Raw genomic sequence first — 13,134 nt, forward strand, 5'->3', positions numbered from 1 at the left:
TTTATTATAACAACCTTAATTTCATCCTTTATTACTATATTGGCCAGTATATTGCAATAAACGAGCAAGGGTTAATTGGATAACTAAATTAATCCCATTTTTAATCAAGTTAAAAATACCATAAAGAAGGAAAATACCGCCCCAATAACTAGGATGATTTAGGAGTAGTGGACTTGGTCGGTTCTCATATCATCTTTTCACTAAAAAATAATCCATTGAGTGAAAAAGGTTGTATGTTTTTCAATACCACGGAGTATACCAAAAACCATTTAATAGACAATTAATAAAAATTAATAAAATACCTGTTATTGAGATGATAATGAAGTAATCAAAAATAGTAAGCGGTTGATCTCTTTTTTGTTTTTTAATCAAACGGAAAATTAAAAAACAAAAAAACATATAAAAAAGATTGTTGATGGTAACAACAACAATTCCAATATAAGAACCGTTATGTGCGAAGTTAAACAAAGAAAGGATGACCGTCCCCATTATTCAGTAGTATGGTCTTACCTTAAAGGCAAGAATACCTAGGATGGCAATCGAAAAATCAAAAGCAAGATAATAGTATTTAAGGTATTTGCTAATATAATTTAATAAGATAGAAAGACTTAAGAGTAAGGCGGTTAAAACGAACTCAAAAATGCTTCCTTTTTTGGTTCGTTTTTTATTCTTCATCTTTATTAAAAAATAGGTTATCAATAATGTTAATACCTAATATCCTTGCTTTTTCTAGTTTACTTCCTCCGTTATTTCCAACAAGTAAATAATCTACTTTCTTTGAGATTGAATCAACAACTTTTGCTTGGTAAAGGTGTTCAAGAATTGATTTAATCTTGTTTCTCGGAATACTAAAAGTACCAGTAATAACAAAGGTTTTTCCAACATATTGCTCAATGACTTGATAATCATTTTCATCGAACTCTTCAGCACGATAAACCGTGTTCAAGTTAATCTTTATTATCTTTTGATAAATATTTTTATATCAATCGCTTTGGAAAAAATTTACAATTTCAAGAGCAACCTTTTCTCCAACATCATAAATCTTGATTAAATCTTCAACAGAAGCATTCATTAGTTCAATAAGTGTCTTAAAGTGTCGTGCTAATTTCTTAGCAAGAACACTTCCAGTATGTTTAATACCAAAAGCTGTGATTAAAGATTCAAGTGAATTGTTTTTTGACTCTTCAATTGCCTTTACCATATTATTAAATGTTTTTGTTTTAATAAGAATATCAAGATTAAGAATTTCATTTTTCTTATCCTTTATAAAATAAAGGTCAAAAGCATCTTCAATTATTTTATTCTCAAATAATTTAATAATGATTTGAGAGGAAATTCCGCTAATGTTCATCGCTTCTCGGCTGGTAAAGTAAATGATTTTGTTAATCTTAATTCGCTCACAATTATCATTAACACACCGCTGGTCAACCTCATCATCTTTTCTCACAAGTAAACTATGACAATACGGACAATTAGTTGGCAGCGGAAAAATCTTTTCATCACCATTTCTTTTTTCTCTAATGACAGCATCAACATAAGGGATGACATCTCCGGCTTTATAAATTTTGACATAGTCATTAATTCTGATGTCTTTTTCCATAATGAAATCATAGTTGTGAAGTGTAGCGAAAGAAATGGTGCTACCGTCAAGTAAAACGGGTTTAAGTTTAGCTGTATAGGAAACCTTCCCTGTTCTTCCAATATCAAGAACGATATCGATTATTTTAGTAATAGCCATTTCTGGTTCAAACTTATAGGCGATTGCTCATTTGGGAAATTTGCTTGTATAACCAATTGCATCATAAACTTGATAATTATTAACTTTAATCACAATTCCATCAATTTGATATGGTAGAGTTTTCCGTCTATTTGTGAAAAAATCTATGGTGTTCTTAAAATCGTTAACATCGGACACATAAGTAATTTCACTAGCTACTTTAAAGTTGTTTTCTTGTAAAAATTGAAGAGCTTCAAGATGGGTATTAAAAGTTAGTTGATCATTATTAACAACATAATACATAAAACATTTAAGATTTCGTTCCTTGGTAATTTTATTATCAAGGTTTCGAAGGGTTCCACTTGCAGCATTTCTCGGATTTTTAAATTTTTTATCTAAATCAAAAATTTGATTATTTAAATTATCGAAATCAGCATTACTCATATAAACTTCGCCTCTAACTTCGATACTTATATCCTTATATTTATCTTTTAAATATTTAGGAATGTCCTTGATGACAAGAGCATTGCTTGTGACGACCTCACCAACCACACCATCTCCACGGGTCACCGCTTGAGTCAACCTTCCATTTACATACTTACAAGAAATACTAAGGCCGTCAATTTTAGGTTCAAACACAAAACCTTTTGTCTCGAAATCTTTGACATCATTCACAAATTTGTTAATTTCATCTAAATTAAAAGCATTAGATAAACTCATCATTCTTGTTTCGTGCTTAATTTTATTAAAACGGGCAAGGACAAAACCACCAACTGAACTCGAAGGAGAATCAAGACTTTTAAATTCAGGATAATCGTTTTCTAGCTTAATTAATTCCCGCATTGCTTCGTCATAAATATGATCACTAACACTTGGATTGTCAAGGGCATAGTATTCATAATTCCATTGGTGGATTTTTTTTCTTAGTTCATCGATTTTAGTTTTAATATCCATTTGACTCATATTCATCCTTTATCGTTTCTTTTGATTCTTCAGTTCAATTAATGCTTCAATTTCGATTGCTTGATCTCTTAATTCTTTTGCTAATAAATATTCTTCTTGTTTTGCCGCCTCAAGCATCTTTTTTCTTAGTTCCTTAACCTTTTCCTTAAGAATTGCAACATCTGTTTTTAAACTATATTTGATTTTTTGCGAATCTTTTATTTCATCAACAAGATCAGGTGGGATTGGTTTAATAATGGTCTTAGGTGTAATATTATGCAGGGCATTATACTGCTCTTGAATTTCACGTCGACGTTTGGTTTCCTTAATAGCAATCTGCATAGCAGGAGTAATAGTCGATGCATACATAATAACTTTACCATTCTTATTTCTAGCGGCTCTCCCAATTATTTGAATTAATGATTTATCAGAACGAAAAAATGAAGGTTTGTTAGCATCAAAAATAAAAACGGTACTAATTTCGGGTAAATCAAGTCCTTCCCGTAATAGGTTTATCCCAACAACGACATCATAAATACCACGACGCAATTTATTAAGAACGGATGTTCGTTCAAGGGTTTTTAATTCATTGTGAAGATATGCTGCTTTAATTATGGTTTGGTTTAATAATTCTGTTAAACGAACAGCCATATCAATGGTAAGAACAACGACGAAAGCTCGCTCATTTCTATCTTTTATTTTAAGAATTTCATTAATTAGGTCATCAACTTGATGTTCTTCATCACGGATTTCAATAATAGGATCTAGCAACCCAGTTGGTCTTACTATTTGGTCGACAATCGTATTGTTACTATTATTAATTTCCTCATCATTAGGAGTAGCTGAAACATAAATTACATATGACATACTTTTATAAAATTCATCGTAATTTAAAGGTCGGTTATCCATCGCTGACGGTAATCTAAAACCATACTCAATTAAAGTAGATTTACGCGATTGATTGGTGTTGTGCATTCCTTTTACTTGGGGTAAAGACATGTGAGACTCATCAACAACAAGAAGTCAATCATCATTTTTAAAATTAAAAAAATCAAAAATCGTTCAAGGGGTTTCGTTGGGTTCTCTTCGTTCAAGATAACGGTAGTAATTTTCAAGTCCTTTGCAGTAACCAAATTCTTCAATCGCCTCTAAATCGCTATTTGTTCGTGCGACAATCCGGTTTGCTTCAAGTAATTTATTTTGCTTAATAAAGTCTTTTTCAACAAGAACAAGTTCATCCCTAATTCCTTTAAGTGCTTCCGCCATATGCTCACCATTAAAGAAATATTCATTCGCACTTCGAATGGTAAAAGTTTTTAGTGATTCAATTAATTTATTAGTTAAAGGATGGAGACGGTCAATGCTTTCGATTGTATTTCCAAAAAGGGAAAAACGAATCTTAAATTCGTCACTATACCCCATCATAATTTCAAAAACATCACCTTTTATCCTAAAGGTCCCGGGATTTAAATTATTAGGTTCAAAAGTATAACCAAGAAGCACTAACTTATGTTTTATACCTTTTAAATCAATGTCTTCATTTACAGTTAAAATTATGCTATTGTTAATAAATTCCTTCGGTGAAATAGAAGCATAAATGCAGGCCACACTAGCGACAACAATAACATCGTCGCGAGTGGCAAGTGAGTTGATGGTGCTAAGACGCATCAACATTATTTCCTTATTTGTAAGAGCATCTTGCTCAATATATGTATCACTTGTAGGAAGATAGGCTTCTGGTTGATAATAATCAAAATAAGAGACAAAGTACTCAACTTTGTTATTAGGAAAAAATTCCTTAAGTTCAGAATAAAGTTGTGCTGCTAATGTTTTATTGTGAGCAAGCACCAGAGTTTTCATCTTCGTTTGTTCAATCACATTAGCAATTGTAAAAGTTTTACCAGTACCAGTAGCACCAAGTAAAACTTGGTGTTTTTGCTTATTCTTAATATTATTAACTAGTTTTGGAATAGCAGTTACTTGGTCACCAGAAGGTTGATATGAACTAGCAATCTTAAATTCGTTTTTGTTTTCCATAAGCTAAACCAATGTTATTTATCAATAGCACTTTTTTTATCTTTATGGACATTAATTAAAGTATTAGTTTCTTCATTTTGATTAATAACTGATAAAGGATTAAATCTTCAGGCAGTGTTAAAAATAGTGTTTTTCTTTTCAGCTAGTTCTTCTGGTTTTAATTCCGTAAAATAAGTTGGTTCATCATAAGAAGCAGGTAGGTTTTCATACATCTCTGGTTCATCATTATCTTTTTGCAAAGGGATAAAGATGTCGTTTTTCGGTTCATCTGGTGTATAAGACAAAATAAAGTCATCAACATTTTGTTTATCTTCATCGTAGAAGATAATATTGTGATCAGTAAATTCTAAATCTCCTTCGTCGATAATTTCAGGGGTTAAAGGAAAAATAGGATTGTTTTCTTCGACTAATGAGGAAACATTTTCATTGATTAATTCCGGTTCAGATTCATATTGCTTAACATCAAAATTTTCCTGAGTTTGATAAATTTCCTTAATAAATTCGTCATCAGGGAAAAGATTTTGAACCTGTTCCAAAGTGCTTTCTGCGATTCGATTATCGGTATCGATAACGGATTCGTCAGGATTTTCAGCGACATCAGAAGATATATTTTCTTCCCCTTGTTTTTCATCAATAATAGCTTCATCGAAGAGTTCATTAAAGTCTTCATTTAGAACAATTGAATCTTCAGATAAATCGAAAGTTTCTTCTTGTTTTGGATGAATATAATTAATCTTACATACTCCAATAACTGTGTTTCAAGCAACATTAAATTTGAGTTCGCTAAATAGTTCGTCTGAGTCTTGAACATATATATTTAGTGGTGCTTTTTGCTCATAAGCACGAAGCGAAACTCCTTCACGTACTTTCTGAGTAATATCAAGGTGTTTCGTTCATTCGTGATCGATATTACTAATCATCATTTCCGAAATTAGTTGATTAAAAATAGGTTCAGTCATCAATTCTTCTTTATGATTTAAAAATTTAACCACATCATCCTTCAAACGATATTTGATTAAATCGTTACCGATGTTGTTATAAGGAGTTATGTCAAAAAGTTCAGGGTCTTGAAAAATAAAGGTAACCGCATTATCATAAAGTAATCTTGTATCAATAATATCGGTGTTTGGTTTGTTGTGAGACCGATAAAGAATTTCATCAATCACTATATCAAGCATCTTAAACAAAACATCTTTGTTATTCTTCGAAGTTAAAATACTATCTCTTTGTTTGTAAATCAATTCCCGTTGATTACTAAGAACATAGTCATAATCAATCAAATTCTTTCTCGTGTCGTAGTTAACAGACTCAACCTTCTTTTGAGTATTATTAAGCAGTCTAGTAAAGAATTTAGTTGAAATTACATCTTCTGAAAGCTTGTCATCCGCTGTCTCAAGATTGTCGGTAGCAAAACGACTAAACAAGGTATCTTCCATCGAAATAAAAAAGCGAGATTCACCTACATCACCTTGACGACCAGCACGTCCCCGTAGTTGATTGTCAATTCTTCTCGAATCAGCACGTTCTGTACCAATTACATAAAGTCCACCAAGAGCAAGACATTCAGGAGCTACTTTAATGTCTGTACCACGACCAGCCATATTTGTTGCAATCGTCACAGCTTTATACTGTCCAGCAAGTGCTACAATTTCCGCTTCACGAGCATGATTCTTAGCATTTAAAACTTCATGTGGAATATTTACTTTGTCAAGTAAACGATGAAGGATTTCACTATCTTCAACACTAGAAGTTCCAACTAGAACCGGTTGACCTTTTTCGTAACGACGAATGATGTCAGCAACGACATATTTTCACTTTGTTCTCTTGTTATCAAAAATATAGTCTGGATGATCGATTCGAGCAATTGGTTTGTTCGTTGGAATGGTAACAACAACCATGTTGTAAATATTTAAAAATTCTTCAGCTTCAGTGATAGCGGTTCCAGAAACAGCTGCAAGTTTTTTATAAAGTCGGAATAGCGATTGATAAGTAATGGTCGCAACAGTTAGGTTCTCAGGTTCAATCTTGATGTATTCTTTCGCTTGAATAGCTTGTTGAAGACCTGCGGAATAACTACGACCTTCCATTATCCGTCCAGTAGATTGGTCAACAAGTGCAATGACATCTTCACCATCTTCATCTTTCTTAACAATATATTCGCGACCATTAAAAAATGTAAAGTTAGCTCGAAGAGCATTGTTAGTTTTATGAATTAAATCGGAATTTTCAAAACTATAATATGGTTCTAACTTAAAATACTCTTCTGCTTTTTTAACTCCTTTTTCAGTAAGAGCAATTGCTTGTGATTCAGGGTCAAGAGTGTAGTCTTCTGAGGTAAGTGTTTTAACAAAACGATCAGCCTTAACATAGTTCCCAACTTCTTCCTGTGGTTCTCCAGAAATAATCAATGGAGTTCTTGCTTCGTCGATTAGAACACTATCACCTTCATCGACAATCGCAAACCAAAGACCACGTTGTACCTTATTATCGTAGTTAGTTACCATATTATCGCGAAGGTAATCAAAACCTAATTCAGAGTTTGTTGTATAAGTGACATCACAACCATAATTAACTCGCTTCTCATATTCATTCATGTTCGCGGTAATAGTTCCTACTGACATATTAAGAAAATTCATTACCGGAGTGGCAAATTCAGCACCAACTGAAACAAGGTATTCGTTAACGGTAACCATATGAACACCTTTTTTATAAAGAGCATTTAAGTAAGCAACAAGAACAAGGGTAAGAGTTTTTCCTTCACCCGTCATCATTTCCGCAAAATCACCGAAATAAACAATTATGGCCCCAATTAGTTGCACCCTAAAAGCTTTCTTATTATGAACTCGATAAACAACTTCACGAATAATAGCAAGTGCTTCAACTAACTTATCATCAACTGGGTTGTCATTTGCAATGTATTCAAGAATTTGATCAGATTCGTTTTTTAAATCTTGATCTGAATAACCCGAATATTTAGTATCTAATCTCATCACTTCATCAGCAATGCCTTCGGCTTGAGCTAATATCCTGTTTTTTGGGGAAATACGCTTAAATATATTCATAAAAGTCCTTTATTATTGTTGGTCTCATTTCAGTTCATCAACTTTTTTTGGATTATCGTTTCTAATTACTTCCTGAATATGACCGTCCTTTACTTTGATTACTAGAGAACCTAGTTCACTAAAAATCGGGTTATGGGTAACAATTATCACGGTTGTTCCCATTTCTTTATTAACCTTAACAAATTCTTTAAGGATAATCTTTGACATCTCTTCATCAACAGCCCCTGTTGGTTCATCACCGAAAAGGATTATCGGATTCTTCGCAAGTGCTCTTGCGATACTTACACGCTGCTGCTGACCACCTGAAAGTTCGTGCGGATATTTTTTAGCATATTCAAGCATATTCACAGCTTTTAAAATTTCGCGATAGTCAAGCTTACGACTGTGGTCACGCTGAAGGTCATAACCAATTTCAACATTCTCTTCAACATTAAGTGTTGGTAAAAGTCCATATTGTTGAAAAACGAAACCGATATAATCACGACGAAAAGTAGTTAGTTGAGCATGGTTCATATTTATTAGTTGTTTTCCGACTACCCTCGTTTCGCCTTCGGTTGCCCGGTCGAGTCCAGACATAATGTTCATAATCGTTGTCTTTCCGGAACCCGATGGACCCAAAATAATACAAAAATCACCTTTTCGTACATCAAGGTTAATCCCTTTCAATGTTTCGTTAATTAAATAACCGTTTGTGAACGATTTTCGAACATTTCGAAGTTCGATGATGTTGCGACTATCTTCCATTTCAACATCGATTGGGCCATTATGGTTCTTGTTCAGTTTTTCAACTTCTTTAACTCGTTTTTTTAGTTCTTTGAACTCATCTTTTGTTAAATTTTTTAAAGCAGCATTAGCATCTACTTTATTCGTATCTTCAACTGTTTTCTTCTTTAAAAAACTCATAATCCACTCCAAAAAACTTTAATTAATATTATAAGTTAAATAAGTATACTTATAATTAGATATATTGGAGAAATTATGGAAAAGATTAATCAAATACTGACAGAACTGCATAAGCGTCATTTAATTAAGGATGTCACAAACGATGAAAAACTAAAAAAAGCAATTGAACAAAATCGTTTGTTCTATATCGGTTTTGACCCTAGCTTTGATAGTCTTCACCTTGGTAATTACTTAATGATTAACACCTTTAATCTCTTAAAAAAATATGGTCTAAAAGGTGTCATTGTTATCGGTGGAGCAACAGGGATGATCGGCGATCCCTCTGGTAAAAGTGAAGAGAGAAATCTTCTCAATGATGAAGTTGTAAAAACTAATGCAGAAGCGATTAAAACACAACTTAATAAGCTTTGCGATGAACCAATTATTGTTAATAATTTCGATTTCTATAAAGAAATGTCATTCCTTAGTTTTCTCCGTGATGTTGGTAAATTAGTTAACATTAATTATATGCTTGAAAAAGAGATTATTAATACACGTCTTGAAACAGGAATTAGTTATACCGAATTTAGTTATAACTTAATTCAGGGTTACGACTTCCTTTGTCTTTATAATCAATTTAATGTTTCCATTCAAATCGGTGGTAGTGATCAATGGGGTAATATTACAACCGGAATTGAAATGATTAGAAAAAAGAATGGTGATGCAAACACTGCTACTGGACTAACTTTAAACCTTCTTACTAACAAAGAAGGTAAGAAGTTTGGGAAAAGCGAGAAAGGTGCTATTTACCTTGATGATAAATATACAACAGCTTACGAAATGTATCAATTCTTGTTTAATCAAACGGATGATGAGGTTGAAAAATTACTCTACTCATTAACAAATTTTTCGCTAGAAGAGATTGAACAAATTATTAGTAAACATAACGAGAATAAAAAAGATCGTTATGCTCAAAAAATGCTTGCTATGAACATTGTTTCGTATATTCATGGACAAGAAAAATATGAACAAGCATTAAGAATTTCAAAGGCTCTTTTTGATTCAAAATTAAGTGAACTTGTCGATGAAGAATTTTTAATTGCTATTAAATCGTTACCAACATATCATTCTTCATCAACATCAATAAAGTTTATTGATCTTTTAATTGAAGCTAAGATCGTTGATTCAAAAAGAATAGCTCGCGATTTATTAAAACAAAATTCTTTTATGCTTAATGAAATGGTTATAAATGACGAAAATCATCTAGTTGTAAAAGAAAATGCCTATATGAACAAATACTTTCTCATAAGAAAAGGAAAGAGAAATTATTTCCTAGTCATTTTCTAAAATGTTATAATAAAATGTCATTACAATATTAAGGGTCAAACCGAGTTAGGCCAGAGATGGAGCGGCTCTAGTACTTCTTCTTATGTGTAGTGACTTTTTTTATCTTTTTCTTTTACAAAAAGTAAAAAATTACTAATATTAATATTAGATAAATTATGTGATAGAAATGAGTCACTATGTCTACAGAATACCAAACACAGGATGTGGTTGAAGAACCCTTAAAAGAGTTCTTGCATTACAAAAACGAAAACTACCATGTAGTTTCCAAAAAATTTGACGAATTGCTCGCTAGGAGTGGTATTGACTACGAAGAAAACCAGCAGTTAAACGGTCAACTAATGAATGAGCAAGGAGATTTAAATCACACCAATGCTCAAATTAAAAAGTATCGTGGGATTAGTGGGTTTTTTATCGCACTATTGATATTGATAATTATCCCCTTTATTGTTGGTATAGCAATGCCATCAAAAATAATTGAAACAGCCAATCTTAAAAACACAAGTATCGCATTACCCGCTGGGATGATTGCTTTAACGATTATTTTATACATTATTTTTACTGGTCTACTAAGCTGGGGTATTAATGTTTACAATAAGCGTTTATTTAAGCTTGAGGATAAAAAAAAGTATCTGGAAGAAGTAGTTGATGCTTTAAATAATGTTCTAATCGAACAAACATTACCTTTGTACCATCTGTTTAAAAATGGTTTGCGTGAATTACTTCTAAAGGAAACGATGCCTTTTCTTAGTTTGCAAAAAACAATTAAACAAAGTTTCGCTGATTATGTTTTTAAGAAATTCGATTATGATTTAGTAAGTGAAAATTACTTTCATAAATATGCTTATTCTGGTTTTATTTTAAATAACCCTTTTATTTTAAGTTTTATCTGTAGTAGCTATATTGGTACTAAAACATATTATGGTTCTTTAACAGTTTCTGTTAAAAAAACTGGCTACCGAGATGGTAAAAGTTATACATATTATGTAAACGAACAACTTAGAGCTTCTCATACAGCACCATACCCTTATTTCAAAGATGATGTAAATATTACTTTCTTCAACGAAGCAGCTAATAAATTATCCTTCAGTCGTTCCCCTTCTGGTCTAAAAGACTTTAGCGAAAAGGGGATTGAGAAGTTTGTTAATAAAGGGGTAAAACAAATGGAAAAAAGAATTACCCTACTAAATAATCACAAATTCGAAGTTCTATTCAATGCTTTTAATCGAAATGATGAACAACAATTTAGATATCTAATGAGTCCTCTTGCTCAAACTAACTTAGTAGATATTCTAACCGACAGAAGTATAGGTTACGGGGATAATTTCACATGAGTTAAAAACCAAACAGTTAATAAGTTACACTTTGATCATATCCAAAGTGATATCTTCACAACTAATGATGAAGCTGATTATTATATGAATATCGACCTTAAAGAGTGTAAGAACTTATTTCTTAGATATCACACTACGATTTTTAAACAATTTTATTTTTTGCTTGCTCCATATCTTTCTGTTAATGCATTTGCTATGACGGAATATATCGACTACGACGAAGGAGAATATGTGGATGGGGATAGATACGGAAGTGAAGTACAACACGAAATAAGTGCGTACAATTCTAATGCAAGAGAATTAGTCCATCCTGATGCTAAAACTGAGGCAATTTATAAAACAGCATTTATTAATAATAGCAACGGTTTCGATAATATCGGTGTAGTCACATCTAGTTATGATTTTGAGGATCGTGTTATTTATGTTGGTGTTAGTGACTCTAACGGTAATTGACACAACGTACCAGTTAACTACAAGCAACCATTTTTACTTACAAGAACATCTAAATTCGGTATTCATAATTTTAATCTTTACGAAGCTAACGACAGTAGTGATGAATACGAAAAATTAGCTGCAGAATATATGAACGGACAAAAGGAGGCCTACACTTTCAAAAGTAATGCTTACACCAAACCAATCGTTTATGAAGACGAAAGAGAAGAAGTTACCGATTCCTGAATATCTGTAAAATAAGAAACAAAAAATCTTTGCTTTTGGCAAAAATTTTTCCAGAATGAAAACCAAGCTCTACACTTTAAATTTATATAAAGTTTTATTGTGTAACTTGGTTTTTTATTTTAGGAAACTGTGTATTCTTTAAATTTTAGGTGTCTTAATTCCTTGTTTCATATAGAAGTTATAAGCCAGTAAATAAATCGATTCATTAAATTCTTTATTGTTAATAACATCATCAACTTTAATCCTTATCAAAGTCTAACAATAGATTCCGATAATATTCGTATTGTTTCTTTCTTAGGTTGATTTCAAGTGGGAGACCAGTGCTGATATCTTTTGAATAAGTTTCTAGTTGGTCGAGAATAGTAACAATTTTGTTCTGGATGGAAAGAGACGGGACAGGGATTTCAATGTTTTCAACTACATTTTTCATTAATTTAAAATTGTTATTCGCTCTATTAACATGTTTAGGAAAAACAATTTTGGCAATATAAGACAAATACTTGGTATTTAAATTCGAATTGTCCTTATTCTTTAGAATTCCACAAACATTTGTAACTGAAAACTTACCATTCCTATAAAAGACTGTTCCAGCATACTGACCATCGGTTGTTCAGGTAACATATTCACCATCAAAGTCATAAGTGTTAATCATTCCAAAAACACCATCATTTAATGTTTGTGATGAGTAGACTGGGTAAATACCTGGATTATCACTGATGTAAGGTTTTGAGTAAACTTTTCCTCGTGTGATATCGCAAAGTTCACCAATTTTATAAAGTCTAACTTCTCTATTAGATAACGAAAGTTGGATAGTTAATTTATTAAGGAGTTCTAGATAGGCATTATTTAATTCCCCCCCCCCGCTTGAATTCTTATCAAAGTCTAACAATAGATTCCGATAATATTCGTATTGTTTATTTCTTAGGTTGATTTCAAGCGGAAGACCAGTAGTGATATCTTTTGAATAAGTTTCAAGTTGGTCGAGAATATTAACAATTTTGTTTTGGATGGAAAGGGAAGGAATTGGGACTTGAATGTTTTCAAAATCCTTAATTCTAAGTAAAGCTAAAGAAACACCTTTAGTTTTGTCTTTCAATAAATTCCCAAATATAAAAAATCAATAATACAAGAATTTAAT

At 31.9% G+C, this 13,134-nt stretch carries 7 protein-coding genes and 1 pseudogene; 2 read left to right on the forward strand and 6 right to left on the reverse strand.

The features are described from left to right. Positions 1–15: 15 nt before the first annotated feature. The 5 genes and pseudogenes from T416_RS0101850 to T416_RS0101870 form a co-directional block, all read right to left on the reverse strand. Positions 16–675: an MPN527 family putative ECF transporter permease subunit gene (locus T416_RS0101850; protein WP_031489134.1), complete on the reverse strand. Its 660-nt coding sequence runs from the start codon at positions 673–675 to the stop codon at positions 16–18. Further along, positions 665–2,680, reverse strand: coding sequence for an NAD-dependent DNA ligase LigA (gene ligA / locus T416_RS0101855; protein ID WP_038079636.1), 2,016 nt, complete (start codon positions 2,678–2,680; stop codon positions 665–667). The genes T416_RS0101850 and ligA overlap by 11 nt, the downstream gene beginning before the upstream one ends. A 9-nt stretch (positions 2,681–2,689) precedes the next feature. Then, a complete protein-coding gene (uvrB, locus tag T416_RS0101860; RefSeq protein WP_031489136.1) occupies positions 2,690–4,696 on the reverse strand; it encodes an excinuclease ABC subunit UvrB in 2,007 nt (668 codons plus the stop codon). A gap of 719 nt (positions 4,697–5,415) precedes the next feature. Then, positions 5,416–7,758 (reverse strand): annotated as a pseudogene (gene secA, locus T416_RS0101865) (preprotein translocase subunit SecA); the annotation flags it as partial. A 12-nt stretch (positions 7,759–7,770) separates the two neighbouring features. Continuing rightward, a complete protein-coding gene (locus tag T416_RS0101870; RefSeq protein WP_051675917.1) occupies positions 7,771–8,661 on the reverse strand; it encodes an ABC transporter ATP-binding protein in 891 nt (296 codons plus the stop codon). An 84-nt stretch (positions 8,662–8,745) separates the two neighbouring features. On the opposite strand from T416_RS0101870, the gene tyrS reads away from it, so the two are divergent. Beyond that, the gene (gene tyrS, locus T416_RS0101875) at positions 8,746–9,987 is read left to right on the forward strand and encodes a tyrosine--tRNA ligase (protein ID WP_051675924.1); all 1,242 of its coding nucleotides are present in this window, start codon (positions 8,746–8,748) and stop codon (positions 9,985–9,987) included. 176 nt (positions 9,988–10,163) lie between these two features. Beyond that, positions 10,164–12,011 (forward strand): MAG1210 family protein, encoded by a 1,848-nt coding sequence (locus T416_RS0101880; RefSeq protein ID WP_031489140.1) that lies wholly within the window; start codon positions 10,164–10,166, stop codon positions 12,009–12,011. A gap of 223 nt (positions 12,012–12,234) precedes the next feature. Here T416_RS0101880 and T416_RS0101885 read toward each other — a convergent pair. After that, positions 12,235–13,134 (reverse strand): restriction endonuclease subunit S (locus T416_RS0101885; protein WP_084277152.1); only part of this gene is annotated, 900 nt, incomplete at its 5' end.

It is taken from the genome of Ureaplasma canigenitalium ATCC 51252 (assembly GCF_000712165.1).
Classification (GTDB): Bacteria; Bacillota_I; Bacilli_A; order Mycoplasmatales; family Mycoplasmoidaceae; genus Ureaplasma; species Ureaplasma canigenitalium.